The organism is Chloroherpetonaceae bacterium (assembly GCA_033763895.1).
Lineage (GTDB): Bacteria > Bacteroidota > Chlorobiia > Chlorobiales > Thermochlorobacteraceae > JANRJQ01.
In genome coordinates this window covers 625,459-651,937 of sequence record JANRJQ010000004.1, presented here as the reverse complement: position 1 = coordinate 651,937, position 26,479 = coordinate 625,459, and the positions used below count along the sequence as shown (strand labels likewise).

Below are 26,479 nucleotides of genomic sequence, written 5' to 3'. Positions count from 1 at the left end.
ATAATGATTTAATGGAGAAGAAAAGATGTTAACTGAGAAGAAAAAAGTGAAAAAAGTGGGTGAGATTACTCCAAAGAAAGTGAAACCCAAAGTAAAGACGTTGGGGAAAACAAAAGGAAGCCAACAATCATTCTTTGAATTATCAAAAGATCTTTGTGGTGTAATTGAGGCTGATGAAGATTTGTCATCAAATAAAAAACACCTTGCAAACTACGGAAAATGAGCGTCATTGTGGATACGGGTCCTTTGGTTGCATTTATCAATAAAAAAGATCAGTTCCATTTATGGTCTAAAAAGGTATTCGAAAGTATCTCACCACCTCTCATTACTTGCGAATCTGTAATCTCTGAATCAGTTTATTTGCTAAAAAAATATCCTAATGGTGTAAATATTATTTTTCAAATATTAGAGAGGGGTTTGGTGAAAGTTGATTTTAGCCTTGCCAACGAAATAAATAATGTAAAGGGATTAGTTGAAAAGTACTCAGATGTACTAATGTCTGTTGCAGATGCTTGTTTAGTAAGATTAGCCGAATTAAACCCAAAAACACCAATTCTTACGGTTGATAGTGACTTTCTTATTTACAAAATGTTTGGAAATAAATCTTTAGTTACAATTTCGCCCATTTCCTAAGCGAGTATTCTAAACCCTATAAAAAAAAGTACAATTACATACCAAATTTATTCGTGACAGATCTCGAAAAAGAAGCCATCGAAAAGAGCCCGTACGACGACCCCCGCGAAATCTTCGGGTGGGCGATGTACGATTGGGCCATCAGTGCCTTCAGTGCCACCGTGGTTACGGTCTTTTTCGGCCCTTATCTCACCAGCCTTGTGAAAGCCGCTGCCGATTCCGCAGGAAATGTTTATCTCGGCCCGCTGCCGATTCGTTACGATTCATTTTATGCGTATGTGGCGTCCTTCTCGGTGTTTCTTCAAATATTTTTTCTTCCGTTTCTCGGCGCGATTTCCGATTACTCCAACCGCCGTAAGCGCTTTATGCAGTTTCTCACCTTAATTGGCGCTGTTTCAACGTTTATGCTATTTATGGTAACTGATGGGCGGCATTGGTTGGGCGCGGGACTTTTTACGATTGCCAATCTTGCCTTTGGAGCCTGTATGGTTCTTTACAATGCCTATCTCTCCGAAATCGCTAGTGAAAAGGAGCGAGACCGCGTTTCGGCTTACGGTTGGGGCTTGGGATACATTGGAGGAGGAATTTTGCTTCTAATCAATTTAATCGTCTTTCAATTTCGTGAGAGCCTTTTGCTCGAAACGGGCGATGCCGTGAGGCTTTGCCTTGCTTCCGCAGGGCTTTGGTGGCTCATCTTCGGTCAATTTTCCTTTGACAGGCTTCGAAGGCGAAAGGCCGAGAAAGCTTTGCCGGCGAATGAAAATTACTTTTCACTTGGACTAAAGCAGATTTTCCAAACCTTCCGCGAAATTCAGTCGCTCCCTGAAACGCTTAAATTTCTTATCGCCTATTTACTTTATAACGATGGCGTGCAAACGGTAATTGTCGTCGCCACTGTCTTTGGTTCAGAAGAACTGAAGATGGAAGCAGGCACGTTAATTTCTGTCATTCTGATGGTACAATTCGTTGCATTTTTAGGGGCTATCTTTTTTGGGAAAGTAGCCGAGCGATTTGGAACCAAGGAAGCGATTGTGATAACCCTTGTCATTTGGTGTGGAATTGTGGTCTATGCGTGGCTATTGCTTTCGACGCCGTTGCAGTTTTGGATAATGGCGGCGGTTGTCGCTTTGGTAATGGGGGGCTCGCAAGCTTTAAGCCGAAGTTTGTTTTCGCGGATGATTCCAAAAGGAAAGGAAGCGGCATTTTTTTCGTTTTATGAAGTCAGCGAACGCGGAACCTCTTGGATTGGCACATTTCTTTTTGGGTTTGTCAATCAAGTATTAGGTGGGCTGAGATATGGAATTTTATCGTTAATCGTGCTATTTGCTTTTGGACTTTGTTTGCTATTTTTTGTCAATGTGTCAAAGGCGATCTCACGTGCTCAAATTCAAAGCGGATCATAAATTTTTTCCGATGAATGAGATAGTGTTTGTTCAACGCGGCAAGGATGTGTATTTTAGCCCGAAATTTATCTGTTCGAATAGGAACGCTAACACCAAATTATTCAACCTAACCTTTCATATTTATGTCAGCAAAAGCAGCAGCCGCGCCGGCTAAAGGCGAAAAGCACATTGGAATGGAGGATAAGATTGTCCATATCGTCAGTTTGCTGAAAACCAAGTATTCGCTTGGATCTTATGAGATGGCCTTTCATTTAGACCCTGATCGAAATAAGGGCAAGGGAGAAGTATTTTATGATCGTGTGGTAGAATCGATTGAAGATGTCGGTGGATTTCGAGCACGATTTCGCGATAAAAGTTCCGTTGATATTCCCTTGAGTGCAGTCAATGATTATCAAAACCCGAAGTTCCTTGAAAAATGGGGTGAATCCATTATGAAGACAAGACGCGAACCCTAACCGATAAAATTTTTTCTGAATTTAGAAGCGGCAGAAATTCTGCCGCTTTTTTCACTTTAGGGTTCCGATTTATGTTTAAGCGTTTTTTTCAATTTCTTCATTTCCTTCTTGGTGCGTTTAGCGAGCTTTTTCATCATCTTCTCTCGGTATTCCTTGGCTAATCGAAAAGCTTCCTCTTCACCAAATTTGGCTATTGAAAAATATTTTCGGCGAAGCTTGTAACGCTCTTCATGCCACTGCGCTACATAGTCTTCCCGAAGAATGCCATACTGTGTTCGTGAAAGTTTTAAGACCCCGGTATAACCCGATTTGTTTCTCTTGTTTTCCTTTAAAAATCGGAAACGCGGAATTTGAATCCCGGCAATATGATCCAATTGCCCAAGCATTTCATCTCTGAATTGAATCGCCTTTTGCAGAGAAGCATCTTTACCCCCGAGCTTTCGATCACTAAATGTTTTTGAAAACACTTTCCCGTTACGCCGCATCCTAACAAACCACGCGTGGGTCGCGCCGCTATCAATCCGCGAGATATGATCTAAATTTGAAGAAATCCCTTTATCCTGAGAGGGTTTGCGTTTAGCTGCTTTTGACTGTGCCTCTTTGGGTACAGTGTCTTTTGGCTCATTGGGTTTAATATGAACTTGACGTGGGTCAGGCGTCTTGTCATTCTTTAGCTTGAGTTTCGCAAGCTTCCCCAACTTTTTAGGTCGATTTACGCTACTTTTCTTCTCTCTTTTATTTTTATTCTTTTTAGGCACAGATGATGAATTCAAAAAAAATTAGTTATTTGATAAAATGAATCAGCCATCTTATGAATCGTTGAATCAAATTATTGATTTACTGTCAACTAAATGACGGAATTTATTGTCTTAAAATCAATTTCCCTTTTCAATGAGAAGAAATCGCGTGAAACACTGTTCTAAGTCTTATTTTCTTCTATATTCTTATTGAATACCCTTTTCAAAGCGCTCTCGGTTCGATTTCGGTACTGGTTTTGGAGTTGGTTTAATATTTGGATTTATAGTCTCAGGTTTTGCTGAAGGCCCTTGAACTTGAGACGATTTCTTTTTCACAGCGGGTTTTGTTCTCTTATTCGATTTCGATTTTGGACTAACCGGATTCTCGGTAACGGGAGGCAAGGTAAGCCTTGGGCGTTCATTCTCTCGCCATTCAAAGCCCTCAAGGTTGTTTAATCGAGCAAGTAACCGCTCGGGATATTGAGCACCTTCGACATCACCTTTAACAACAATCTTTGTCGCACTCCCGTCTTCAAAAAACAGATTGATTTCATCGCCGCTCGTCAAATTCGCACCTTTGGCAGTGCTATCGTCATAAGTGAAATAAAGGCTCTGCGCCTCTCGGTAAACATCGGCACGGGAAAGCCGCGAGTCATTATTAAACGAAAGAAAAATATTTCGCCCAGAAACCTGATTAAACTTATTCCCCTCGGTGTTCATTGTGTCACGCGAAACCAAAAACGCGCTGCCATAAACGGCAATTGACTTTAAGCGTGTTTTTTTTCTGGATGGACTTTTATTGACTTTTCGCTCGGTTGTGACCTCTTCTTGAATTTTCCCTTTTGCGGATTCAAGGGAATCGGAAACTTCCTCTAATTGCACAAAAATAGAATCGCCGGTGAGTTGAGACGCATCGAACCACAAAATGGGTGACTCGTAGAGCGAAATCCGTAAAGAATCAAAAAGGTAAACCGCCTTTTGCGCCAAAGCAGAAAGTAACCCGCGTTGAATTTTAACGCTGTCAAGCATTTCAATTCTTTTGAGCGTATCCTCAAAACCACGAAAACTCTTCATTTCTTTAGCGACAATGAGAAGTGTATCAATTGAGAGATTCGCTTCACTTTTTGACGAATCAAACTTGAGCAGCATAGGTGAAAGGGTGATGCGGCTTCGGTTTTGTTTTAAGAAATGCTCAGCAAAGCCACCGCGTATTTCCACATTGTCGGCAGTGTTAAGAATGCGGGTATTTCCAATGACAATCGTTCGGTTTTCTCTTCGAAAAAAAATTAAACTATCAGTAAACACAGTATTGGTGCTATCGCGCAGCGAAACATTTTCAGAAAAAACAGCGCGCTGCTCCTCGGTGAAATAGGTTCCTAAAGCGCTTCGCAAGGTCACGGTGTTATCGCGCAGCGAAACGGAGCCTTTCATTTCAGCACGGCTATCGGAAGGGAAGTAAAATCCTTGAACCCCTTGAATGGTAACGGTATCACGAACAATGGTAGCAAGGCCATTCTTTTTCGAGGCAAGCCGCACTTTTCGTGATTGAAGATATTCAACGGCGGTATCGCAACGAACGGAGGTAGTTGAATCGCGCAGCCGAACATTGCCAATGAGAATCCGAACCGGCTCGGAGGTAAGAAGCGAGTCATTCAATTCAGTGAGTGTTCCTCCTCGAATTTCATCGGCGTGTTCCAATACAACACGGCGTGCAGCAGCAGAATCGGCCGTTTGTGAAAAACCAAAGTCTATGAAAGAGGAAAAAAGAATCAAGCAAAAGAAAGAACGAAAAGAGTTGTTCAAATTGAAAAATGATGTTTGACTTGCTTGTTGCGTTAAAGCAAGGGCTTGATACTGTTGGCATTCGAATGAAAAAAAATGAACCTGCGGCAATGAATCTCTGTGATGAATGATTTTTTTCACGCTTAACATAGCACTATTTTTGCGCTCTTAAAACGACGGCATTACGCCGGTCACATATGAATTAAAAAACGACTCAGTTGAAAAAGATTATCCTTGTTGCCGGTGCCCGCCCCAACTTTATGAAAATTGCACCACTCCACCGCGAATTGCTAAAAACCGGTTTGTATAAAACACTTATCCTTCACACCGGCCAACATTACGACGAAAAAATGTCAAAAGTTTTTTTTGAAGAATTGGCATTGCCCGAGCCGGATATTTATCTCGGTATCGGCTCCGGATCTCACGCGGTTCAAACGGCGAAGGTCATGATTGAATTTGAAAAAGTCTGTTTGGAGCATGCCCCCGATTTGGTCATTGTTGTAGGTGATGTGAATTCAACTTTAGCCTGTACGCTTGTGGCGGCAAAGCTCTGTATTCCGGTAGCGCATGTCGAGGCGGGGCTTCGCAGTGGCGACCGCACAATGCCCGAAGAAATTAATCGCATTGTTACCGATTCGATTTCCGATTTGCTCTATGTCAGCGAACCCTCGGGAATTCATCATTTGATTATGGAAGGCATAGCGGATGAAAAATGTGTGCTCGTCGGTAATGTGATGATCGATTCTCTCGTTTCGCACATTGAAAAAGCCCGCACAAGCGATGTGCTCGAAAAGCTTGGGCTAACCCCAAAATCCTATTCATTGGTAACCTTGCACCGCCCAAGCAATGTTGATGAAAAAGAAAGCCTTGAAAAAATATTAGGTCTCTTTGAAGCAATTTCAGAAAAGACCGATATCGTTTTCCCAATTCATCCCAGAACCCGAAAAATGCTTGAAAATTTTGGATTGCTTCCACGCGTAGAAAAGATTCGCGGGCTGAAGCTCATTGACCCACAAGGCTACATTGAATTCTTAAAACTTATGAAAGAATCAAAAATGGTGCTCACCGATTCAGGGGGAATTCAAGAAGAAACCACTGTGCTTGGCGTGCCTTGCCTAACAATGCGCGAAAACACAGAGCGGCCAATAACGGTTGAAGTTGGAACAAATATTCTGGTTGGTACCAATGCCGATGATGTTCGCGAGGAGGCCTTAAAAGTGTTGAACGGAACCATAAAAAAAGGGTTGATTCCACAGTATTGGGATGGCCGTGCAGCCGAGCGAATTGTCAAGCACTTGGGTGAAGTCTTTGCAGAATTAAAATCGAATCAGGAAGCATTGGGCGAAAACAAATCAAACCCCTCGCTGAACTGATATGGTACACGGCAAAAAAGTGGTGGTGGTGCTGCCGGCTTACAACGCAGCAAGAACGCTTGAAAGAACCTACCGCGAAATCCCGTTGGGGGAAGTCGATGAAGTGGTGCTTGTTGATGATGCCAGCCGTGATGACACGCTTGCAGTGGCAAAGCGTTTGGGAATTCGCCACATTATTCCTCATCAAAAAAATCGCGGTTACGGCGGTAATCAAAAAACCTGTTACGATAAAGCGCTTGAACTCGGCGCAGATATCGTTGTGATGTTACACCCCGACTATCAATACACGCCAAAACTACTTTCGCCAATGATTGGCATCATTGCCAATGAGGTTTATCCCGTCGTTTTGGGCTCACGTATTTTAGGCGGGGGCGCGCTCAAAGGTGGAATGCCAATCTACAAGTACATTTCAAATCGATTTCTTACCCTTGCGCAAAACATTCTGATGGGGCAAAAGCTTTCGGAGTATCACACCGGCTATCGTGCTTTTTCAAAGGAAGTGCTTACCCGCATCGATTATCATAAAAACTCGGACGATTTCATTTTTGATAATCAAATGATTGCACAAATTTTTTACGCGGGCTTTGAAGTCGCCGAAATCACCTGCCCAACCAAGTACTTTGATGAAGCTTCATCAATCAATTTTACCCGAAGCTTGAAATATGGCTTTGGTTGTTTATGGGTTTCGGTGCAATATGCCTTGCAAAAAATGGGCGTTGCAAATAATCCGATTTTCTTGAAGCGTTAAAGAGTGGCTCCTTTTCCTTAGTTCAAGTTTAACTGTTTTGCCTTCTCTTTGAGATATGCGTCCTGAATCGTTGCTGAAAGCCGAAAGAAGAAGAAAGGGAGAAATAGCGAAAAAAGCAGAAAACCCACTCCCAATTGAATCACAAATTGCCACGAAGCTGAAAGCTGCAACGCCGATTCTTTGGGGTTACTTGGATTGATAAAAACTTCCACAGTATTGCCAGCAGAATACTCTTTCAGAAGTTCGTTTGAGGTTTTTTTACGGGTTTCTTTGCTGCCAAATTGGGGCGCATAAAGTTCCGTTTCACCGGTGAAGCGTTTTCCTAAAAAATTGTATTCATAAGTCACAAAGGGAATAAACGCCTTTTTGCCCTTCATTTCCGAAGTTAATATTAAAGCCTTGCTTACGGCCCAAGAGCGCATGTCGCTGCTCTTTTTCAACTTAAGATAGTTAATTGAAACAAGGCTTGCGCCAATAAGAATCAAAAAACTAATAAGTGCAAGCAGCCCACGGTGCTTGATAAAAGCCCAAGAGCTAATCGGAGATTTCATCCAAAATGCAGGCAAACCCCCTAAAAAGAGGCTTGCGATCGTGATGGTGAATAAAATCAAAAAAACTTCACTCACTGTCCCCCCGTTTCCTGCGGTGCTTCAAGCCCTTGCGATTCAATAATCTCTTCCAATTTCATCGATAAATCGAGCGGTGTGCCGTCAATGAGTGTTAATTCAGGCTTTGGATGGCCTTTTTCATGTGCACGATATTCAGCTTCATATGCTGCCTGCTTTTCTTCATCAATATCTTTCCACGATTTTATTCCGCGACATTTTGGGAATCTTGTACAACTAAACCAAAGACCTCGCTTGCTTTCGCGCAAGTACATTGGCGATGAACATTTTGGGCAAGATTCTACAGTTGTCAGCGGTGGGGTTTTCGGCGGTGTTACTCTGCCGCCTTTATCCAAATTTAAAAGCCCATCGCAATTCGGGTAATTGGTACAAGCCAAAAACTTTCCGAATTTCCCAATGCGAACCACCATTCTGCCGGTTTCGCATTTGGGGCACTTGATGCCGGATTCTTGCGGGGCTTGTTTAATCGTGGCAATGGATTTAGCGTTATCACACTTGGGGTAACGAGAGCAGGAAAGAAACTTTCCTGACTTCGTCCACTTGATCACCATTTTACCTTTATTGCATTTATCGCAGGTTTCGGCATTGTCGTTTTGCGGCAGAATGGGCGACTTTTCCCTCAGTTCCAATGCTTTTGAAAAGGGCAGATAAAAATTATCCAAAAGCTTTTCATAGTCGTCTTTTCCTTCAGCTACTTTATCAAGCTTCGTTTCCATCTGCGCCGTAAAGTCAGTATTGAACAGCTCCGGAAAATTGGCAATTAGTGTGGTATTGACATCTTTCCCCAATTCAGTTGGGGTTAATCGGCGGTTTTGATTGATGACATACCCTCGGTCGGCGAGTGTCGAAAGAATTGATGCGTAAGTTGATGGACGGCCGATACCAAAGTTATCAAGTTCCTTCACCAAACTCGCTTCACTATATCGCGAAGGCGGCTTGGTAAAATGCTGATTCTCCTTGAGTTCACTGAGTTTCAGTGTATCCTTTTCATTGAGAACACGTGGAAGATTTGCGGGCTTTTCATCTTCGTCGTCTTCGTTTTTAGTGGTTTTACGGTCTTCATAGTCAAGTTCTTTGCTATCGCCATAAACTTTCAAAAATCCTTCAAAGAGCACCACATTTCCCGAGGCGCGGAAAAGAAACTCGCGTTCCACATCTTCAATATCAACACTGGTTTGCTCGATTTCTGCGGCCGACATCTGAGACGCTACAAAGCGCTTCCAAATAAGTTCATAAAGCCGGTGTTGATCTTTGCTCAGATAACTTTGCATTGCTCGCGGTGTACGGTCAACTGCCGTTGGGCGAATCGCTTCGTGGGCATCCTGCGCAGCATCGTTCGATTTATACGCAATCGGATTTTCCGGAATGAATTCATTGCCCATTTGAGAGCGGACAAAATCACGTGCTTCGTCTTGAGCCTCTTTTCCAACACGCTTCGAATCAGTTCTCATATAAGTAATAAGCCCGACTGCACCTTCGGAACCGATTTCAATTCCTTCATAAAGCTGCTGCGCAAGGATCATCGTTTTTTTGGAACCAAAGCCCAATTGATTTGAAGCCGCTTGCTGCAAAAGAGAAGTCGTGAACGGTGAAGGCGGGTTGCGACGCGTTTTCTTTCTTCGAATTTCCGAGACGCCAAAAAGCCGTTTTCGAATATCTTCAGCAACTTTTCGCGCATCGGCTTCATTTCCCAGCTCAACATCTTTCCCTTGTATCTTGGTGAGTTTGGCGGAAAAAACTTCACCCTTTGGGGTTTGAAAATCCGCAAAAATCGACCAGTATTCGCGGGGTTTGAACGCCGTGATTTCCGCTTCTCGCTCGCAGACAAGGCGAAGCGCAACAGACTGTACCCGCCCCGCAGAAATGCCGCGCAAAACGGTGTTCCACAGAAATGGCGAAACCTTATAGCCCACAATTTTATCAAGGGCTTGACGGGCCTGCTGAGACCGAACCAAATTAAAATCAAGGTCACGTGGCTTGCTGACCGCTTCACGTACCGCTTTAGCTGTGATTTCATTAAAGAGCACGCGTCGAATCGATTTTTTGGCCACTTTGGCATCATCTGTAATCACGGAAGAAATATGCCAAGAAATGGCTTCTCCCTCGCGGTCAGGGTCGGTGGCTAGAAAGATTTCAGAAGCGTCTTTGGCGAGCTTCTTCATCTCTCGAACAACCTTTTCTTTACCAACAATGATGTCGTAGCGAGGCTCATAATGATGGTCGAAATCGAGTCCGATTTCCTTTTTTGGCAATTCGCGAATGTGCCCAACAGATGCAAAAACAGTAAACTCTTTGCCGAGATATTTATTGATGGTTTTAGCTTTTGAAGGGGATTCAACAATCACAAGGCTTTTGCCAAGGGCGCGTGATTCTGTAGTTGAATCGATGTCAGCTGCATCGTCCATTTTTTTCTTCGATTTTGAAGCAGCTGGCGATTTCGATGTCTTTTTTGTAGGCATATAAATTGAATGTGCTTTTTGAACGCGTTTGTTTATGGTGTGCGCTTACCTTGAAATAACAGCAAATGAAGGGTGATTTGCCGGCGCGAAAAACAATATTTTCTTGTCCCTCTCGTAATAGAAAGGCGGTAAAGAAAACCCTTTACACGAAAAAAAACAAATCCCGGATAAGTCTCTCCGGTTTTCTCACAGTATGTGACGAAACTTCTCCATCCCTTTGAAATTCAAAAAAGTGAATGTGGCTAGGGATTTTTGATGATTTTACCCGATTCAATCCAAAGGAAAATCTCAGGTTTTTCACTTTCGTTCCATATTTCATATAGCCCTGAACCGTTTTCATAAATATGGATTTTATGAATTAGAGGAGATGCGCCTTTGAGTCGCGAGGAATAATAGGTAAACGTGATTTCCGAAAGTGAGTCAAGTTGTCGCCAACTAAAATACTTATACGGGGCTGTGAAGGCGAGATCATAATAAAGTTGAAACCGCCCAAAAGCGACATTTTTCCCAATCGCAACTTCATAACTCGATTCCGGTTTTCCTGATTCTCCAAAAAGGAAGCCGCGCTCCAACAATGTCTCAACTTCATAAGGCTTTGAGAGCTTATTTTTTCCACCAACACCGGTTCTCCCTTTTTGAGAAATAAATTTTGCTGTACCAAAAAAATCGACTGAGATAGTCGTTATTATGCTGTCAAGCTTTCGAGACAAGGTATCTTCCAAAGATTTCCTTAAAGAAGTGACTGTTGTTAATTTGGCTCGCTTAACCGAATGAAAAAGTTTTGATGCACTTTGAGCCAGTGTAGCTCCGCTGAAGCATAAATGGGTAAGGACAAAAAACAAGAGAATTTGGATCGCTCTTCGAGTGGGTTTAAACTTCATGTGTATTTTTGCCGTATTAATTAAAAGCGTTTAGGTAAAAGCAAATGACGGGTTTCACTTTTTCAAGACCAAAGTTAGTTTCCAAATCGCGAATCTCTTATTTCAATTTTTCCTCAAAATGAAAAATTCTAATTTTAATTCAGTTCTCAGTAAAATCTCCATCACGCTTTGTTTACTTCTTCTATTTTCAGTAGCAATGCTTAAGGCACAGCCTGTTTTAACGATTGAAGGAAAAATAGGGACTTCAAAGAGATTCAGTGACCGCGTTTTGATTGCATCTCTACCCGAAGCAGAAAAAGCAGTGTCCATCGAAGAGCTTTTTGGGGCACTCAAGATGCGCGCATTGCCGTTAGCCGATACCATTTATGGCATCGCGCCGCCCCTTGCCGGAAAAGTACAAACCCAAATCCGTTTAATGGTTGGAAATCACTTCGCGGTAATCATTTCCGATAGCGGAACCTCAGCAATACAATTTCTTTACACACCATTAAAACAGGACGGAAGACTTTTTCTCCCGCTTGAAATGATTGTACCCGTCTTAGAACAATGGTTAGCGCCATCGGGTGTTAGAGCGTTTTTGAATGAAGCTACAATGAAACTCACGCTATCATTTCCCCCTTTTGTTGAAGCGGCTGCACCGGTAATTGTAAAAAATGATAGTACTTCACGCATACCCGAGCCCGAATTTGCATTACGAAGCATTCATGTTGATGAAAGAACCAATGGTGTCATTATCCGAATTTTAGCTGAAAAAAATTTGCAATATGAATTTATTCAACCCGATAAAAACGGTATCGGATATGTAACATTCATTAAAGCCACCGGAAATTTAGATTCCCTCACGAAATCATTTGAAGGCGGATACTTGAAAAAAATCAAACCGATGAAATTGAAAAGTGGCGCCGTTCAACTAACACTTGAATTCGATTACAAAAAGTACAAAGCAACATCGATTCAATTTCAACGCGAGCCCCGCACCAACAATTTTATTCTTCTTGCCCTTCGAGAAGCCAATGTTGGTCAAATCCATCAAACCGAAAAAGAGCAGGCAATTCAAGAATCTTTAGAGCAAAGCCGTGAAAAATGGAAACTTGATGTCATTGCGCTCGATGCCGGTCACGGTGGAAAAGATGCTGGCGCAATTGGCAAAGGCGGAAATTATGAGAAGGATGTTGCGCTTAGTGTCATCTTGAAAGTCGGGAAAATTTTAGCTCGGGAGTGGCCCGAAGTCAAAGTGATATACACCCGTGAGGAAGATAAGTTCATCGAGCTTGATGAACGCGGGAAAATTGCCAACAATGCCAAAGCAAAGCTTTTTGTGAGTGTTCATTGCAATGCCAGTATTAATCGAAATGCCGAAGGCGTTGAAGTTTATCTCTTAGGCCTGCATAAAACCGACGCCGCTCTTGCGGTCGCGCAGCGCGAAAACAGCGTCATTCGCGAAGAGGTCGATTATGCAACCCGCTATAAAGAGTTTACTGACGAAAATGTCATCATGATTGCAATGGCACAAAGCGGATTCCAAAAACAATCACAAACCCTTGCTGACTATGTCAATCGAATGATTACGGCACGTACTGCACAAAATAATCGCGGAGTAAAGCAAGCCGGATTTATGGTTTTATGGACGCCCTCAATGCCCAGTATTCTCATTGAAACCGGATATATCACGAATCCAAAAGAAGAAAAGTTTTTGATTTCCGCAGACGGTCAAGAGAAAATCGCGAGCGCCATTTTTGAAGCCCTTCAAAAGTACCGCGCGGAATACGAAAGCCATTAAAGACGCTGTTCTAAGGTGTTTCGAATTTTTTTTGAATCATCTTTACCTCTTTCTGAATAGATTCATCTTTTGTCAAATAAGGCTTTAGGAGAATCGGAAACATTGCCTCTACAATCAATTCGTTTTCTGAAGTTTCATGATGACTACGGTGAGTTGAAAGCTTTACGGAAGAGACAAATTCTCCGTCATGCCCTGTTGAGACAATAAACTTTCCTCTTTCTGTCTCCCCAATTTTTAAAACCTCGCTTTCTTCTTTCAAATAGATTTCTGAAGTTGTAATCATGCCATTGATCTTTGGAAAAGCAAAAAGAAGTTTTTTTTCCACTTCAGGGTCGTAGCTGTTTGAAAGCAAAATAACGGCATCAATTGTCTTGTCATTCAATTCTTGTAAAACTAATCCGATTGCAGAGTCTTCTTTAATCCAGAAGTATTCCTTTCGTTCAAGAGAATCGAGAAGCATGAAAGCGTCTTTTGATAAAATACCAATAATTGCAATTTGCTTTTTTCCTCGCTTAAGAATGCGATATTTCGGGAGAAAAGACTTTCCCTTCGCATCAAAAATATTCGCAGCTACAAATGGTAATTTCTTTTGTTTTTTCAAGTGACGAGCGCCTAATCGCAAATCTTGCCAACCGATATTAAGTGCATCATAGTTTAATTTTTGAAACAAGGAGCCAATTGCGCTTGCCTCGGCTTCCAATTTCCGATGAGCAGATAAACGATTTCCTGCATCAAGAAGGAGATAATATCGGCCGAGGGAATCATTGTGAAGAGAAGGTTGAAATCGACGAATCGGTTGAAAAATACCCGCACGAATCGCAACTCCACCCAAAAGTTCCTTTGAACAAGGGCAAGGCTCTAAATAACCATTGGTGTTTCCTGTGGCGTAAATCGTTAGTGATTTTAAATCGACGCTGCTTTTCGGTTCAATTGCCTGTGCATTTATTGATGTAGAAAGGCGAAGAAAAATGCACAAAACAAAAATCCCTGTAATCCAAACCCTCATATTACATTCCTTGAAAATCGGCGGGGAGTGTCACACCTAAAGCATCAGCCGATTTAATGCTGAATATCCGCTTTCTTACTTTTACTTCGTCCGGTGCGGGTATCGGTTCACCTCGGAGCACTTTCACTGCGGCTTGCCCTGCTTGATATCCCCACGAATACATGTCTGCGCCATAGGCGGCAAGAGCACCTCGAGAAACGAGCCCGGCTTCGCTGGAAAGAATAGGCTTTTTGGCTTCGGTCATAACACCGTAAATGGTTTCGAAACTTGAAAAAATGATGTTATCGGGAAGTGCAAAAAAAACATCAATATTATCTGAAAGAAGAGCAAAGGAAGCTTGCTGTGTTTCATTTGAGTTATTGACCGAGCGAGCGGAAAGCTCTAAGCCAATGCTTGAAGCAAAACTTCGAAGGCGTTCAAGACTATTAAGCGAATTGGGTTCGCTGCTGTTATAGATTGTTCCGATTCTCTTCGCATTCGGAAAAAGTGTTCGGATTAATGTTACACTGGTATCAATGTAGGCTAAAGTTTCATAAGTACCTGTAAGATTTGCTGGTGCCTTCCCATTGGCATCCGTAAGCTTTGCTAAATCGGGGCGAGGAGAAACCATCATACAAACAGGAATTGTTTGGGTACGTTGGACGGCCGCGATGGTTGACACCGTTGGATTCGTTGCAATTAGATCAACGCCCTCACCCAAAAAAAAGTCAAAGATTTGGCCTTGAGTAGTGCCATCACCTTGTGCATTTCTATAGTAAAACTTTAGATTTTTCCCTTCTTCAAAACCGCCGTCTTTGAGGGCGGCTTCAAAACCGGTTTTGGCATCCTGCAACGTCGCATCTTCAAAAAAAAGCACATAACCCACTTTTTTGAAGGTTGACTTTGGTTGACAAGAAAAAGTAAATGCAGTTAAAAAAGTAAAAAGTAGAATTCGTATCGTTGATGAAAATGTCATTGGTTCAGGTCTTTAGTTAAAAAATATTTGTGGAGAGCCCTTTGTGAATATGCAAAGTTTCAATCAAAAAAATTGAAAAAGTAATTGAAAAAAAGATAAAAAAAACCCTTGCTTCAAGCCTCTCTTGTTTCATTATATTTGCCGCTTCAAAAATTAAACAAGTTCTATTCTATGTCTGAATCGCGCCGTCATAAAAATTGCGTCGATAATTTACACATCTGTAAGGCCAACTGCTGCCGAAATGGAGTTTGGGTTGATATCGCGCAGGCTACCGAAATTGAAGCGTATGTTAACCGTACGCCGGAACTTTCAGACCTGCACGGCAAAACACTCTTTATTGAGGAAGACATCGATTCCGACTATTATCCATCAGGCAAAGCCGTTGGAACAAATCTTCAAAGCCCCGAGGGACCGTGTATCTTTTTAAGCAAAGAAGGGTTTTGTAGAATTTATCAAGTAAGGCCTCATTTCTGTGCCGACTACCCCTTTATGCACCCGCTTGTTGGCAGTGAGCAACCAATTATGCTCGATAACATGTTCGAATCAATGCCCGAATGTATTTACCACGATTTGCTTTCGGCAACTCTCAAAAGCATTGATGAAGAAAAGAAAGAAGCCGAACAAAAAAAATTAGCATAGAATTTCTTTCGTTGAATGTTGTAGGATGAAGGAGTAAAAAGGGAATATGGGAGTTATCGTACAAAGTGTATGTGTGTTTTGCGGGTCATCGAATGGAAAAAAATCCTCATACCTCGATGAAGCACGCGAAATCGGAAAGTTTTTTGCAGAGCGTAAAATTCGAGTTGTTTATGGTGGTGGCTCAAATGGGCTGATGGGCACTGTCGCAGAAAGCGCCCTCAAGGCCGGCGGGGAAGTTATTGGCGTTATACCTGAAACCCTCCTGCAAAAAGAAGTGGCACACCAAAAACTAACTAAACTTCACATCACCACCGGGATGCACGAACGCAAGGCATTAATGGCCGAACTTTCAGACGCATTTATAGCTCTGCCCGGTGGTCTTGGAACTATGGATGAACTTTTTGAAATCTGGACGTGGTCACAACTTGGCTTGCATCGTAAGCCTATCGGTCTTCTTAATGGTTCACATTACTACGACGACTTACTGAAATTTTTAAAACACACCGCTGAAGAGCAATTCGTAAAAACAAAAAACTTAAATACACTGGTCGTTGCCGATTCTGTGGAAAAACTTTGGGAAAAAATCAACACACACTTTCTTGCCAATCAACTAAGCGGGTCATAAATAATAAAATAAATTTCCGCATTTGTTATTTATTTCTGGCTTCTAAACCCACTATGGCTTCGTGTTGCTTTAGAGATGAATTAAAACGGGACACTTGAAATCATCACTGCCACAAAATGACAAACACTTCCAACAAGAACAAATAGATGCCAAACCCCGTGATGATAAGGCAGCGATTTCCAAACATAAAAAACTACCCCGCCTGTGTAGAAAAGCCCACCCGCGATAAGCCACCAAATTCCCGCCAACGGAACATGAGCAAGTATGGGATTGATTGCAACCAAAATCAACCATCCTAACCCGATATACAACACTGCGCTAACCCATTTCTTTGCCCCAATCATGAAAAATTTCAAAGCAATCCCGAGGGACGCAAGGAGCCAAACAACAACCAGCAACGGAATTCCCCAATCTTCACGAAGATTAATCAGCGTGAAGGGCGTATAAGTACCGGCAATAAGTAGATAAATGGATGTATGATCCAGTATTCTTAAGCGAGATTTCACCCCTTCATTTTTTGCACCGTGATAAAGAGTTGAGGCCAAGTACAATAAAATCAATGAACTCCCGTAAACTGCAAAACTCACCACATGCCAAGCCGTGCCGTTAGTAAGTGCAAATGTTAAAAGTGTAACCAATGCGCCTGCGCCAAAAAAAATACCGATAATATGGGTAATGAGATTAAAACGCTCTTCAGATGGCGAGTAGTGCGGTAAACTGATATTCATGTTTTGCAATGTTTATGATTCATTACAAAGATAATTCTTTCGTTTTGGCATTCTTAACAGAGGCGTTGAAGGTATTTGCAAAAAAAAGCTGCACCATATAAGTGCAGCCAAAAAATTCTAAACAAAAAAAATCAAAAAAAATGGTTAAGGTGTAATAAAAGCGTTCATAACAGCTGCAACACCGCTGCCAACCTCAAAAGGATGTTTGATTTTTGCGAGAGTCATTTCAAGTGCGCCAATGACCGTAAGCATATCCAATTCATCATAATATCCAAGATGTGAAATTCGGAAAATTTTTCCGGCAAAATCATCTTGCCCTGCCGCAACCGTGATTCCGTTTTCCATTTTTAAGACCTTGTTAAACGCCTTCCAATCAACGCCTTCCGGAAGCCAAACGGGCGTTACGGCAAAGGAAGGCGAATTGCTGAAAAGTCTCATCCCAAGCGCTTCGCACCCTCTGCGGCAAGCGGCAGATAATCGCTCATGCCTAGCCCAGATGTTTTCAATTCCTTCCTTTTTTATCAATTGAAGCGATTCATCCAGACCAATGATGAGTGAAACGGCAGGGGTAAACGGTGTGTCATTATCTTTATGAGACTTAAGTGCTTTTTTGAGGGAAAAGTAATAAGAAGCAAGCTTTGCAGTTTCAACCGCTTGAATCGCGCGTTCAGAAAGTGCAACAAGCGCAAGCCCCGGCGGCATCATCAATCCCTTTTGAGAACCCGTAACACAAACATCAATGCCCCAGTCATCAAATCGCATTTCGTGAGCACCCACTGCCGTGATTCCATCAACGCATACCAAAGCTCTTGAATTTTCTCGAATCGCTTTCGCCATTGCCTGAACATTGGTGGCTGTACCGGTTGAAGTTTCTGAATGCGTAAAGTAAACAGCTTTTGCATCGGGGTGAGTTTTGAGTGCCTGAATGATATCTTCGGGCTGAATGCTCGTCCCCCATTTGACCTTTAACTCCACACAATTCCCCGTAAACTTCTTTACCATATCTACCCAACGTTCACCAAATTTTCCACCATTAACTGCAATTATTTTGTCACCGTGTGAAAATAAGGAAGTCATTGTTGCCTCCACACCGCCTGTGCCAGAACAGGTTAAAACGAGCACAGGCTGTTTGGTCTGAAAAAGGTATTGAAGGTCTTGATGAACCCGAGTTAAAATCTCCATAAATTCAGGGTTGCGATGATGAATCATCGGAGCTGCCATTCGCAACATCACTTCTTCAGGTACAGGGGTCGGGCCGGGTGTAAAAAGTCTTTTTTTCATGTTTTCAATATTAACAGTGCTTAATTATTTAGTTGCTTTGCGCGAAATCATTAAAGCACTTTCGTTGAGTTCAAATTTGAGCGGCAAAGATACGAAACATCCCCTTGAGATGGCGGTGCTAAACAGCAGATAGTTCTTTGGAAATAAGAGAGTAAATAAAAATGTTGAAAGGATTTTGGAAAAATGAAGCCGTCGCTTATTTTTGCAGTCCTCTTTTGATTTTGGGTCGTAACAAAAAGGGGTTCGAAGGATATCTTTTATCCCAAGAAACCACACAAGACCGCCGATTGCGATGGTGTTTGAGTGTTGAAAATGAAAAGAGGTTGTTTTTTTAGGAAGGGTTTTGATGCAGAATTTTCCGATTCGCTCTTTTCTATCCTACCCTAAATAAAAATTAAAAAAAAAGATTCCTTAGAGTTCACCGTAAAGGCTTCGAATCGGTATTGGATTCTGTTATTTATAGTTAAAAGACGATATGACTGAAAAAAAATTATACGAAACAACTGCCGTAATGGACGGTAGCCTTGAAGACGACGCCATAAAAGCGATTGTTGAAAAGGTCAAGAATACCTTGACCAATTTAGGTTGCGAAATCAAATTGGTTCACGATTTGGGGCGTAAAAAACTCGCCTATAAAATCGGTAAAGCGACAATCGGTTATTATATCCACATTGAATTCGTATCCGGCCCTGAAGCCATTGCGGAAATTGAGCGACAGTATCGTCTCAATGAGCAAATCATCCGATTTTTAACCATCATTTTGGATAAACGTCTCCTTGAAATTCGAGAACGCGTTGCAAAGTATGGCTCAGCTCAACCGCAGGCAGTTGAAGTACCAGCCGAAGTTGTAGCCCTTAAAGACGCAGAGTAAGGATCTTTCAAAATTTAGGCCTATTGTTCTTTATCAATTAGAAGAGAAAGTTTTTGAAACCATAGACGAAGAGTGTGATAAATGGCTGAATTAAAAATGCCGGAAATTAATAATGTGGTTATTGCCGGTAATTTGACGAAAGACCCGATTTTTAGACAAACCACGACAGGCACGCCGGTTGTTAACTTTACCATTGCTTGCAACCGCCGCTTTCGTGATAGCAATAATGATTGGCAAGAAGATGTTTGTTATGTCGGCGTTGTTGCTTGGAATAAACTTGCAGAAAGCTGCCGAGATAATTTGCATAAAAGCAGTGCCGTTTTAGTCGATGGTGAACTCCAAAGTAGAACGTGGAAACAGCAGGACGGAACGACTAGAACAGTGGTAGAAATCAAAGCAAGAAGAATACAGTTTTTGAACAAGCGTAAGCGCAATGATGAAGAAAGTGTGGTTGAAGAATTTAACGACGATGCACAAGTTGACAGTAAAGACCTTTACGAGTACAAATATCTTTCGGGCGATGCCGAATTAACCGGTACCCCGTAGTTTAGAAGCTAGTTTTTTGGTGAATGCCAATTGAATTTAATTAACCACGTATATCAATGGAAAAAAGAAAGCCGACCGGAGCCGCCGGAAAATTTGCCGGGAACCGCTCCGCAAACGCGCAGCAGCGCATGTCCGCATCGGCTAAGCAGAATGCGCCGGCAAAGAATCAAGTTGTATTTTTTGATTATCGTGATGAGCGCAAACTTAAGCGTTTTATCAACGAGCAAGGTAAAATCATACCTCGCCGGATAACCGGTCTCTCGGCTAGTGAACAGCGACTGCTCACAAAGTCGATTAAGTGGGCACGCCACCTTGCGGTGATTCCTTTTGTGTCTGAACAAATTCGCTAAGCAGCAATTTCTATATTGAATTTATAACAGGAGATTATATCTAATGAAAGTCATACTTAAAAAGGCTATCGAAAAACTTGGTGAGCAGGGGGAAGTTGTCACTGTAAAAGACGGATATGCTCGAAATTATTTGATTCCGCTCGGAATGGCTTCACGCGCGACTGAGGGCTTGCTTGTTGCACTTGAAAATGAAAAAAAGCAAAAATCATTTAAGATTGAGCGTGAGCGAAAAACAGCGCGAGAATTAGCTGCTTCGATTTCACACGTCACCTTAACTGTCAAAGCAAAAGCCGGAGAAGGTGGTAAGCTTTACGGAACGGTTACGAATCAAATGCTTGCTGATGCCTTGAAAGTAAAAGGGTTTGAGATTGATCGGCGAAATATCGAAGTCGAGCATGTTAAGTCGCTTGGGAATCACACCGCGAAGGTCAAGCTTTACAACGATGTTTTTGCTGAAGTACAAGTCAGCGTAGAAGCGGAGTAGTTTTCACTAAGAAAGCTTAGCCATTGAAAAGTTTTTGATACACCAGTTGCATCTGCATTTGGTGTCTTTTCGGAGTAACTTGCTTTAATCCTTGAACGGTGTAGGCAAAAAGCAAGTTCTCCGATTCCATTTCATTTCCAATCATACCGGAATCGCCAGTTGGCAGTTCCAAACGGAATAGGAAGTTCGCTTCCGAATCAGCTCTCCGGATGATTGAAGTACTAACAAAAAGCAGCTGATTATTTTGCGTCGCAAATTCCTTTTTGCGATGAATCGTTTTTGATTTTATAAGCCTTGCGGACTGCAAGAAAAATATGAGTGATTTAATTCGCCTGACTTTGCCCGATGGCTCTGTTCGCGAATACCCAAAAGGGTCTTCCGGGCTCGATGTGGCAAAGTCTATTGGCAAGCGTCTTTTTGAAGATGCCTTGGGTATCAAACTCAATGGGGTATTAAAAGACCTTGCTCTGCCTATAGAGACCGACGCTGCAATCGAAATTTTAACTTTCGATTCAGATGAAGGGCGGGAGCTTTATTGGCACAGCTCAAGTCACTTGATGGCGCAAGCAATTGAAGAACTGTTTCCCGGTACAAAGTTTGGCGCCGGTCCTGCAATCGAAAATGGGTTTTATTATGATATTGACTCCGAGCATCGATTTAGCGAGGAAGATTTTCCGGCAATCGAAGCGAAAATGCTTGAAATCGCAAAGCGAGATATTGAAATCGTTCGTCAAGAACTGACTTATCAAGAGGCGATTGAATATTTCAAGACCAAGAGAATAGACCCTTTCAAGGTTGAAATTCTTGAAACAAAAAAAGATCTGACAACCGCTTCGATTTATCATCAAGGGAATTTTACAGATCTTTGTACAGGGCCACATTTGCCGCGAACTTCGAAGTTAAAAGCGGTTAAGATTACCGCAGTTTCTGGGTCGTATTGGCGCGGTGATGAAAGCAGGCAGAAATTGCAGCGCATTTACGGAATTTCGTTTCCCTCCGAAAAATTGCTCAAAGAGCATTTTAATAGGATTGAAGAAGCCAAAAAGCGCGATCATCGCAAAATCGGGCAAGAACTTGAGCTCTTTACACTTTCTCCAAAAGTTGGCGGAGGTTTGCCAATTTGGTTGCCAAAGGGAGCGTTGATACGACAAGAACTTGAGAGTTTCCTGAAAGAGGAGCAGCGAAAGCGCGGGTATCAAGCTGTTTACACGCCTCATATCGGTAGTATTGAGCTGTATAAAACTTCAGGGCATTATCCTTATTACAAAGAGTCGCAATTTCCGCCGCTCGAGTTTGAGGATGAAACCGGGAAAAAGGAGCAATACTTGCTCAAGCCAATGAATTGCCCGCATCATCATCAAATTTATGATGTAAGGCCGCGTTCGTATCGTGAACTGCCCATTCGGCTTGCTGAATTTGGAACGGTTTATCGCTATGAGCAATCCGGAGAATTGAATGGATTGACTCGGGTGCGAGGATTTACGCAAGACGATTCGCACATTTACTGCCGGCAAGATCAACTCTTGGATGAAATGTGTCGTGTTATCGAACTCACCCAATTGGTTTTTTCAACACTCGGGTTTAAGGATTTTCAAACAAGACTTTCATTCAGAAACCCGGAAAACAAAGAGAAGTACGGCGGCAACGACGAACTTTGGGCTCAGGCTGAAAAGGACATCTTCGAAGCCGCTCAAAAAATGAATTTGAACTACTTCGTCGGAATTGGTGAGGCAAGTTTTTATGGTCCGAAGATTGATTTTATCGTCCGCGACGCCATAGGAAGAAAGTGGCAGTTGGGTACCGTTCAGGTTGATTATGTAATGGCCGAGCGTTTCGACTTAACCTATGTTGGCGCCGATGGTCAAAAGCATCGCCCGGTGATTATTCATCGAGCTCCCTTTGGCTCATTTGAGCGATTTGTGGGTATTCTCATTGAAAATTATGCAGGTAATTTTCCGCTATGGTTAGCGCCTGTTCAGGTCAGTGTTTTGCCGGTAACTGATGCGGCTATGGATTATGCCGAGCTTATAGCCGAAAAGCTTTCGAGCGATAAAATTCGGGTTGAACTTGACGATCGATCCGAAAAAATAAATCGCAAAATTCGCGATGCCGAAACGATGAAAGTGCCTTACATGCTTGTTGTAGGCGAAAAGGAAAAAGCGGCAGGCACCGTTGCACTTCGTAAACATAAAGAGGGCGACAAAGGGGTAATGCCATTAGATGAAGCAGTTGCAAAATTAAAAAAGGAAATCGCTCATAAGGAATAATCCTTAGAGCAAGTATAAAACATAAACGAAAGGTTGGAACCTTATCCGAAATAATAGCATCTCGAAGCCAGTGATGAAAGAGCGTAGACACAGAATCAATGCCGAAATCCGCGTTCCTCAATTGCGGGTTCTTTTCCCTGATGGCGCTTCTCAAGTCATGAGTTCAATCGATGCGCTGCGTGAAGCGCAAAAATTGAATCTTGATTTGATCGAAATTCAGCCGCAAGCCTCGCCACCTGTATGCAAAATTGCTGATTATGGTAAATTTGCGTATGAATCGGAAAAACGAGATAAAGAGCAAAAGAAAAAGCAAAAAGTTTCAGCCTTAAAAGAAGTGCGGTTCCACCCAAATACGGATAAGCACGATTTTGACTTCAAAGCCAATCACGCAGAAGAATTTTTGCGCAAAGGTGATAAAGTGCGTGCAACAGTGGTGTATCTCGGGCGCCAAATTGTTTATAGTGAACAAGGTTACGCTCTTATTGAAAGGTTGACTGAAAGGCTTTCAAGCGTTGGAAAACCGGAAGCACCGGCAAAACTTGAAGGAAAAAATCTCTTCATTTTCTATGTGCCCGATAAGCCGAAAATTGAGGCCTTAGAGCGCAAAGAGCAACAAGATCGCTTTGATGAAGAAAGAATGCTCAAAGCCGAGCGTGAAGAGCGCCAACGAAAAATGAAAGAAGCCGAAGAAAAACGTGCTTCAGAATAATTCAAGATTTCATTATGGGAGATCGAGAAGTTTCAAAACAGTTTTAGAGGTAGAATTTATTAACAAGGATTTCAAAAAAAAAGACAGAGGAAAAGAGATATGCCTAAGATGAAAACACTCAGCTCGGCAAAGAAGCGTTTTAAGGTCACTGCCACAGGTAAAATTAAGCGCAAAAAAACCGGAAAGAGACACAATTTGTATCAAAAACCTACACGCCGTAAGCGCGAACTCTCAAATCAAACCATTGTAGGGCCGGGTCAAGAAGCAACCGTTAAGGAAATGCTTGTAAACTATAAAGCCTAAACTTGAATTTCATTGAACACTAAACGATAAGAAAAAACTATGCCACGCGCTAAAAATGCAGTCGCTTCTCGTGCTCGACGCAAACGAATTTTAAAGAAAGCAAAAGGGTTTTGGGGAAAACGCGGAAATGTATTAACTATTGTTAAACACGCCGTTGATAAAGCCGGTCAATATGAATATCGTGACAGGCGTCAGAAAAAGCGCAATTTCCGCGCACTTTGGATTACACGTATCAATGCGGCAGCCCGCTTGAACGGAACTACTTACTCAAAGTTGATTTCCGCAATGGAAACCAAAGGGTTAGAAATTAACCGCAAATCACTTTCAGATTTAGCAATTAAAGACCCAGAAGCATTTAGCGCAGTTGTAAAGGCAGCGCTAAATTAAACTGCGGTTTGAATTAAAATTTAGCCGTTGATTTTTCCTATTTGGAAGTTCAACGGCTATCGTTTTTATAGGGTTCGACTTGGCGCCAAATGATACGCCTTCACAATTGAAACGCATTAACAAAACCGAACGATGAGCATCATTGAAAAAGCAACGGCTTTGAAATCGGAAATAGAGTCTCTTCGCCTCGTCACTATTGAGGATTGCGAAGCTTTTCGATTGAGGTATCTTGTGCGAAAAGGGATAGTTGCAGAACTTTTTGATGAAATGAAATCTGCGACAAAGGAAGAAAGACCCCTATTAGGAAAGTTACTCAATGAAGTGAAGCAACTTGCGGAATCGAAATGGGAAAACGTTAAAACGACACTCGAAACCGCAGCCAAAGCCAAGGAAGAATCGACCGTTGACCTTACTCTTCCGGGTAGAAGACCGTTTATAGGCGCAGAACATCCGGTACAAAAAGTCTTGCACGAAATGGAAGACATCTTTCTGGCGATGGGCTTTTCAATCGAAACAGGTCCTGAAATTGAAACTGATGAATATAATTTTTCAATGCTCAATTTCCCTCCTGATCACCCCGCGCGCGATATGCAGGACACGTTCTTTATCCGAAAGTCAAAAGACGAAGGCGATGTGGTACTCCGAACGCACACCTCTCCGGTGCAAATTCGAACGATGCTGAAGCAAAAACCACCAATTCGAGTAATTTGCCCGGGGAAAGTTTATCGCAATGAGGCCATCTCGGCAAGAAGTTATTGTGTTTTCCATCAGCTTGAAGGATTGTATGTCGATAAAGGTGTGACTTTTGCCGATTTAAAGGGAACGCTATTTTCATTTGCCAAACAACTCTTCGGTAGTGATGTCAAAACCCGATTTCGCCCAAGTTTCTTCCCTTTCACAGAACCCTCAGCTGAAATGGATGTCACTTGCTACTTGTGCGGCGGCAAAGGCTGCCGCGTTTGCAAACATACCGGCTGGCTTGAAATCTTAGGCTGTGGAATGGTTCACCCGAATGTTTTGCGTGGTTGTGAGATTGATCCGCAAGTGTATTCCGGCTTCGCTTTTGGAATGGGCATCGAGCGGACGGCATTATTGCGATATGGCGTGAGCGATATTCGACTTTTCTACGAAAATGATATCAGAATGCTTTCTCAATTTGAGTAAACTTGGACGAAAAGATTTAATTTTCTAACCCCGGGGGGAGCCCTTTAGGATACAATTTTTTTATTGTTGCTTGAATCTTTTCAACGCGATTTTCAGGATTTGGGTGCGTGCTGAAAAATTCAGGTTGACGCCCACCGCCACTAGCCGCTTCTAAAACCTTCATCACTTCTATCATAGAATTGGGGTTGTAGCCCGCCTCTGTCATGTAGCGAATTCCAAGCGCATCCGATTCCAGTTCATCTTCTCGACCGTACTTCATATTGATTAAAGATGCCGCCACAGCCGCCATTTGACCCACGGCCATTTTCCCGGGATTATCAGGGTCAAATGTGGCTAAAAAAATGGCTCCTGTAAGCCCTTCTGTTAATTCTGCCTTTGCCAAGCGTTGCGCACTATGGCGTGCAATGACATGTCCGATTTCATGCCCTAAAACGCCGGCAATTTGGCCTTCAGTTTTTAACTTCGAAAAAAGAGCATAAGTAATAAAAACCTGACCACCGGGCAACGCAAAAGCGTTGACTATTTTTTTATCTTTCAAAAGATGAAATTCAAATTTGTACGGGGTTTCTTTTGCGTGCGATTTCCTCAATAGTCGATTCCCGATGGCATCAACCAATTTTTGTAATTGTTCATCGGGATGAAGCCCGCCATATTGTGCAATCAATTTTGGTGTAGATTGCAAGCCAAGCGCAATTTCTTGTTTAGGAGAGAGAGAAACAAACTGCATTTCGCCGGTTTGTTCGTTATAATCACCTTTAGAGAGATAAGAGAAAATGGAAAAGCCGGCAATCGCGACGGCAATCCAAAGTTTTAAACCCCCAAATCCTGAACCGGATTGTGGGTAGAGTCGATTTCGAAACATTCTATTCGCTATAAACTTAAGTGTTTCTAAAATTAAATCGTTAAGGAATGAAACCGATATTAATCTATGACGGTCACTGTAATTTATGTATTGGGCTTATTAAACTCATTGAAACGTGGAATGTTTCGACAAGCGGAACACGGGTAAATCTCGTGCCATTTCAAGAAGCAAAAAAAGAAATCGACGAATTTTCGCTTGATCCAAAAAGGATGGAAAAAGAAATTCATTTTATTTCAATGAAGAGAGAAGTTTTAACCGGTGCAAAGGCTGTTGAAGCACTGAAGGAGATCTTCCCTTTACTTTCAATTGGGGCGAGTTTCTTTGGAGGGGCTACAGGGTCATTACTTTATCAAGTGATTGCTGAAAACCGAGTACGGTTTTTTGGATGCTCAGAAGCGTGCTATGTTTCCAAACAAACAGAATAA

The 26,479-nt window shown here is 42.3% G+C and carries 30 protein-coding genes; 19 read left to right on the top strand and 11 right to left on the bottom strand.

Going from position 1 to position 26,479, the window contains the following annotated elements; translation table 11 throughout:
- Window positions 1-25: 25 nt before the first annotated feature.
- The 4 genes from SFU91_03500 (at window position 26) to SFU91_03485 (ending at window position 2,491) form a co-directional block, all read left to right on the top strand.
- Window positions 26-223 (top strand): hypothetical protein, encoded by a 198-nt coding sequence (locus SFU91_03500; protein MDX2128081.1) that lies wholly within the window; start codon window positions 26-28, stop codon window positions 221-223.
- Window positions 220-633, top strand: a complete 414-nt coding sequence (locus SFU91_03495) for a PIN domain-containing protein (GenBank protein ID MDX2128080.1) — start codon at window positions 220-222, stop codon at window positions 631-633. The genes SFU91_03500 and SFU91_03495 overlap by 4 nt, the downstream gene beginning before the upstream one ends.
- Window positions 634-686: 53 nt before the next feature.
- Complete coding sequence (locus SFU91_03490) at window positions 687-2,036, top strand: MFS transporter (GenBank protein ID MDX2128079.1); 1,350 nt, start codon at window positions 687-689, stop codon at window positions 2,034-2,036.
- A 122-nt stretch (window positions 2,037-2,158) separates the two neighbouring features.
- Window positions 2,159-2,491, top strand: coding sequence for a hypothetical protein (locus SFU91_03485; GenBank protein ID MDX2128078.1), 333 nt, complete (start codon window positions 2,159-2,161; stop codon window positions 2,489-2,491).
- Window positions 2,492-2,547: 56 nt separating this feature from the next.
- Here the strand turns inward: SFU91_03485 and SFU91_03480 are convergent, their stop codons facing one another.
- Both SFU91_03480 and SFU91_03475 read right to left on the bottom strand, forming a co-directional pair.
- Window positions 2,548-3,249, bottom strand: a complete 702-nt coding sequence (locus SFU91_03480) for an AP2/ERF family transcription factor (protein ID MDX2128077.1) — start codon at window positions 3,247-3,249, stop codon at window positions 2,548-2,550.
- Window positions 3,250-3,435: 186 nt separating this feature from the next.
- Window positions 3,436-5,031 carry an OstA-like protein gene (locus tag SFU91_03475; GenBank protein ID MDX2128076.1) on the bottom strand — a complete coding sequence of 532 codons (1,596 nt, stop codon included), beginning with the start codon at window positions 5,029-5,031 and terminating at the stop codon, window positions 3,436-3,438.
- A 197-nt stretch (window positions 5,032-5,228) separates the two neighbouring features.
- Here SFU91_03475 and wecB point away from each other — a divergent pair, with 197 nt between their 5' ends.
- Together wecB and SFU91_03465 are read left to right on the top strand one after the other, a co-directional pair.
- Window positions 5,229-6,383, top strand: a complete 1,155-nt coding sequence (gene wecB / locus SFU91_03470; protein ID MDX2128075.1) for a UDP-N-acetylglucosamine 2-epimerase (non-hydrolyzing) — start codon at window positions 5,229-5,231, stop codon at window positions 6,381-6,383.
- A gap of 1 nt (window position 6,384) precedes the next feature.
- The gene (locus SFU91_03465; protein ID MDX2128074.1) at window positions 6,385-7,131 is read left to right on the top strand and encodes a glycosyltransferase family 2 protein; all 747 of its coding nucleotides are present in this window, start codon (window positions 6,385-6,387) and stop codon (window positions 7,129-7,131) included.
- 17 nt (window positions 7,132-7,148) lie between these two features.
- Here SFU91_03465 and SFU91_03460 read toward each other — a convergent pair whose 3' ends face one another.
- From SFU91_03460 to SFU91_03450, 3 genes are all read right to left on the bottom strand, one after another.
- The gene (locus tag SFU91_03460; GenBank protein MDX2128073.1) at window positions 7,149-7,757 is read right to left on the bottom strand and encodes a DUF3592 domain-containing protein; all 609 of its coding nucleotides are present in this window, start codon (window positions 7,755-7,757) and stop codon (window positions 7,149-7,151) included.
- Window positions 7,754-10,216 carry a type I DNA topoisomerase gene (gene topA, locus SFU91_03455; GenBank protein ID MDX2128072.1) on the bottom strand — a complete coding sequence of 821 codons (2,463 nt, stop codon included), beginning with the start codon at window positions 10,214-10,216 and terminating at the stop codon, window positions 7,754-7,756. The genes SFU91_03460 and topA overlap by 4 nt, the downstream gene beginning before the upstream one ends.
- Window positions 10,217-10,458: 242 nt before the next feature.
- A complete protein-coding gene (locus SFU91_03450) occupies window positions 10,459-11,097 on the bottom strand; it encodes a hypothetical protein (protein MDX2128071.1) in 639 nt (212 codons plus the stop codon).
- A gap of 118 nt (window positions 11,098-11,215) precedes the next feature.
- Between SFU91_03450 and SFU91_03445 the strand changes: the two genes are divergently transcribed.
- Window positions 11,216-12,877: an N-acetylmuramoyl-L-alanine amidase gene (locus tag SFU91_03445; GenBank protein MDX2128070.1), complete on the top strand. Its 1,662-nt coding sequence runs from the start codon at window positions 11,216-11,218 to the stop codon at window positions 12,875-12,877.
- Window positions 12,878-12,887: 10 nt separating this feature from the next.
- Here the strand turns inward: SFU91_03445 and SFU91_03440 are convergent, their stop codons facing one another.
- Window positions 12,888-13,883: a hypothetical protein gene (locus tag SFU91_03440; protein ID MDX2128069.1), complete on the bottom strand. Its 996-nt coding sequence runs from the start codon at window positions 13,881-13,883 to the stop codon at window positions 12,888-12,890.
- Window position 13,884: 1 nt separating this feature from the next.
- Window positions 13,885-14,838: an ABC transporter substrate-binding protein gene (locus SFU91_03435; GenBank protein ID MDX2128068.1), complete on the bottom strand. Its 954-nt coding sequence runs from the start codon at window positions 14,836-14,838 to the stop codon at window positions 13,885-13,887.
- A 171-nt stretch (window positions 14,839-15,009) separates the two neighbouring features.
- Between SFU91_03435 and SFU91_03430 the strand changes: the two genes are divergently transcribed.
- A complete protein-coding gene (locus tag SFU91_03430) occupies window positions 15,010-15,477 on the top strand; it encodes a YkgJ family cysteine cluster protein (GenBank protein ID MDX2128067.1) in 468 nt (155 codons plus the stop codon).
- A 46-nt stretch (window positions 15,478-15,523) separates the two neighbouring features.
- On the top strand, window positions 15,524-16,102 hold the full coding sequence (locus tag SFU91_03425; GenBank protein MDX2128066.1) for a TIGR00730 family Rossman fold protein: 579 nt from the start codon (window positions 15,524-15,526) through the stop codon (window positions 16,100-16,102).
- Window positions 16,103-16,182: 80 nt separating this feature from the next.
- Here the strand turns inward: SFU91_03425 and SFU91_03420 are convergent, their stop codons facing one another.
- Both SFU91_03420 and SFU91_03415 read right to left on the bottom strand, forming a co-directional pair.
- Complete coding sequence (locus SFU91_03420; GenBank protein ID MDX2128065.1) at window positions 16,183-16,830, bottom strand: hemolysin III family protein; 648 nt, start codon at window positions 16,828-16,830, stop codon at window positions 16,183-16,185.
- Between the two features lie 144 nt (window positions 16,831-16,974).
- Complete coding sequence (locus SFU91_03415; GenBank protein ID MDX2128064.1) at window positions 16,975-18,111, bottom strand: alanine--glyoxylate aminotransferase family protein; 1,137 nt, start codon at window positions 18,109-18,111, stop codon at window positions 16,975-16,977.
- A gap of 475 nt (window positions 18,112-18,586) precedes the next feature.
- On the opposite strand from SFU91_03415, the gene rpsF reads away from it, so the two are divergent.
- The 4 genes from rpsF to rplI all read left to right on the top strand — a co-directional run bounded on the left by rpsF (window position 18,587) and on the right by rplI (window position 20,362).
- Window positions 18,587-18,982: a 30S ribosomal protein S6 gene (gene rpsF / locus SFU91_03410; protein MDX2128063.1), complete on the top strand. Its 396-nt coding sequence runs from the start codon at window positions 18,587-18,589 to the stop codon at window positions 18,980-18,982.
- Window positions 18,983-19,063: 81 nt separating this feature from the next.
- A complete protein-coding gene (locus tag SFU91_03405; GenBank protein MDX2128062.1) occupies window positions 19,064-19,528 on the top strand; it encodes a single-stranded DNA-binding protein in 465 nt (154 codons plus the stop codon).
- A 50-nt stretch (window positions 19,529-19,578) separates the two neighbouring features.
- Window positions 19,579-19,878 (top strand): 30S ribosomal protein S18, encoded by a 300-nt coding sequence (gene rpsR, locus SFU91_03400; GenBank protein MDX2128061.1) that lies wholly within the window; start codon window positions 19,579-19,581, stop codon window positions 19,876-19,878.
- Window positions 19,879-19,921: 43 nt separating this feature from the next.
- Window positions 19,922-20,362, top strand: a complete 441-nt coding sequence (rplI, locus tag SFU91_03395) for a 50S ribosomal protein L9 (GenBank protein MDX2128060.1) — start codon at window positions 19,922-19,924, stop codon at window positions 20,360-20,362.
- Between the two features lie 16 nt (window positions 20,363-20,378).
- On the opposite strand, the gene SFU91_03390 is transcribed toward rplI, so the two are convergent.
- Window positions 20,379-20,669: a hypothetical protein gene (locus SFU91_03390; GenBank protein MDX2128059.1), complete on the bottom strand. Its 291-nt coding sequence runs from the start codon at window positions 20,667-20,669 to the stop codon at window positions 20,379-20,381.
- 7 nt (window positions 20,670-20,676) lie between these two features.
- On the opposite strand from SFU91_03390, the gene thrS reads away from it, so the two are divergent.
- From thrS to pheS, 5 genes are all read left to right on the top strand, one after another.
- On the top strand, window positions 20,677-22,629 hold the full coding sequence (gene thrS / locus SFU91_03385) for a threonine--tRNA ligase (GenBank protein ID MDX2128058.1): 1,953 nt from the start codon (window positions 20,677-20,679) through the stop codon (window positions 22,627-22,629).
- A 73-nt stretch (window positions 22,630-22,702) separates the two neighbouring features.
- Window positions 22,703-23,338, top strand: coding sequence for a translation initiation factor IF-3 (gene infC, locus SFU91_03380; GenBank protein MDX2128057.1), 636 nt, complete (start codon window positions 22,703-22,705; stop codon window positions 23,336-23,338).
- Between the two features lie 99 nt (window positions 23,339-23,437).
- Window positions 23,438-23,641: a 50S ribosomal protein L35 gene (gene rpmI / locus SFU91_03375; protein MDX2128056.1), complete on the top strand. Its 204-nt coding sequence runs from the start codon at window positions 23,438-23,440 to the stop codon at window positions 23,639-23,641.
- Window positions 23,642-23,680: 39 nt separating this feature from the next.
- Complete coding sequence (rplT, locus tag SFU91_03370; protein ID MDX2128055.1) at window positions 23,681-24,028, top strand: 50S ribosomal protein L20; 348 nt, start codon at window positions 23,681-23,683, stop codon at window positions 24,026-24,028.
- Window positions 24,029-24,160: 132 nt separating this feature from the next.
- Window positions 24,161-25,192: a phenylalanine--tRNA ligase subunit alpha gene (gene pheS, locus SFU91_03365; protein MDX2128054.1), complete on the top strand. Its 1,032-nt coding sequence runs from the start codon at window positions 24,161-24,163 to the stop codon at window positions 25,190-25,192.
- A gap of 16 nt (window positions 25,193-25,208) precedes the next feature.
- Here pheS and SFU91_03360 read toward each other — a convergent pair whose 3' ends face one another.
- Entirely contained in the window at window positions 25,209-26,054 is an 846-nt protein-coding gene (locus tag SFU91_03360) for a M48 family metalloprotease (GenBank protein MDX2128053.1), read from the bottom strand.
- Between the two features lie 47 nt (window positions 26,055-26,101).
- On the opposite strand from SFU91_03360, the gene SFU91_03355 reads away from it, so the two are divergent.
- The gene (locus SFU91_03355; protein ID MDX2128052.1) at window positions 26,102-26,479 is read left to right on the top strand and encodes a DUF393 domain-containing protein; all 378 of its coding nucleotides are present in this window, start codon (window positions 26,102-26,104) and stop codon (window positions 26,477-26,479) included.

Excerpts from the sequence above, each read along its gene's own strand:
- SFU91_03500 (MDX2128081.1), top strand. The coding sequence starts at position 26 with ATGTTAACTGAGAAGAAAAAAGTGAAAAAAGTGGGTGAGATTACTCCA.
- SFU91_03495 (MDX2128080.1), top strand. The coding sequence starts at position 220 with ATGAGCGTCATTGTGGATACGGGTCCTTTGGTTGCATTTATCAATAAA.
- SFU91_03485 (MDX2128078.1), top strand. The coding sequence starts at position 2,159 with ATGTCAGCAAAAGCAGCAGCCGCGCCGGCTAAAGGCGAAAAGCACATT.
- SFU91_03465 (MDX2128074.1), top strand. The coding sequence starts at position 6,385 with ATGGTACACGGCAAAAAAGTGGTGGTGGTGCTGCCGGCTTACAACGCA.
- topA (MDX2128072.1), bottom strand. The coding sequence starts at position 10,216 with ATGCCTACAAAAAAGACATCGAAATCGCCAGCTGCTTCAAAATCGAAG.
- SFU91_03450 (MDX2128071.1), bottom strand. The coding sequence starts at position 11,097 with ATGAAGTTTAAACCCACTCGAAGAGCGATCCAAATTCTCTTGTTTTTT.
- SFU91_03445 (MDX2128070.1), top strand. The coding sequence starts at position 11,216 with ATGAAAAATTCTAATTTTAATTCAGTTCTCAGTAAAATCTCCATCACG.
- SFU91_03440 (MDX2128069.1), bottom strand. The coding sequence starts at position 13,883 with ATGAGGGTTTGGATTACAGGGATTTTTGTTTTGTGCATTTTTCTTCGC.
- SFU91_03435 (MDX2128068.1), bottom strand. The coding sequence starts at position 14,838 with ATGACATTTTCATCAACGATACGAATTCTACTTTTTACTTTTTTAACT.
- SFU91_03430 (MDX2128067.1), top strand. The coding sequence starts at position 15,010 with ATGTCTGAATCGCGCCGTCATAAAAATTGCGTCGATAATTTACACATC.
- SFU91_03425 (MDX2128066.1), top strand. The coding sequence starts at position 15,524 with ATGGGAGTTATCGTACAAAGTGTATGTGTGTTTTGCGGGTCATCGAAT.
- SFU91_03420 (MDX2128065.1), bottom strand. The coding sequence starts at position 16,830 with ATGAATATCAGTTTACCGCACTACTCGCCATCTGAAGAGCGTTTTAAT.
- SFU91_03415 (MDX2128064.1), bottom strand. The coding sequence starts at position 18,111 with ATGAAAAAAAGACTTTTTACACCCGGCCCGACCCCTGTACCTGAAGAA.
- rpsF (MDX2128063.1), top strand. The coding sequence starts at position 18,587 with ATGACTGAAAAAAAATTATACGAAACAACTGCCGTAATGGACGGTAGC.
- SFU91_03405 (MDX2128062.1), top strand. The coding sequence starts at position 19,064 with ATGGCTGAATTAAAAATGCCGGAAATTAATAATGTGGTTATTGCCGGT.
- rplI (MDX2128060.1), top strand. The coding sequence starts at position 19,922 with ATGAAAGTCATACTTAAAAAGGCTATCGAAAAACTTGGTGAGCAGGGG.
- thrS (MDX2128058.1), top strand. The coding sequence starts at position 20,677 with ATGAGTGATTTAATTCGCCTGACTTTGCCCGATGGCTCTGTTCGCGAA.
- infC (MDX2128057.1), top strand. The coding sequence starts at position 22,703 with ATGAAAGAGCGTAGACACAGAATCAATGCCGAAATCCGCGTTCCTCAA.
- rpmI (MDX2128056.1), top strand. The coding sequence starts at position 23,438 with ATGCCTAAGATGAAAACACTCAGCTCGGCAAAGAAGCGTTTTAAGGTC.
- rplT (MDX2128055.1), top strand. The coding sequence starts at position 23,681 with ATGCCACGCGCTAAAAATGCAGTCGCTTCTCGTGCTCGACGCAAACGA.
- pheS (MDX2128054.1), top strand. The coding sequence starts at position 24,161 with ATGAGCATCATTGAAAAAGCAACGGCTTTGAAATCGGAAATAGAGTCT.
- SFU91_03360 (MDX2128053.1), bottom strand. The coding sequence starts at position 26,054 with ATGTTTCGAAATCGACTCTACCCACAATCCGGTTCAGGATTTGGGGGT.
- SFU91_03355 (MDX2128052.1), top strand. The coding sequence starts at position 26,102 with ATGAAACCGATATTAATCTATGACGGTCACTGTAATTTATGTATTGGG.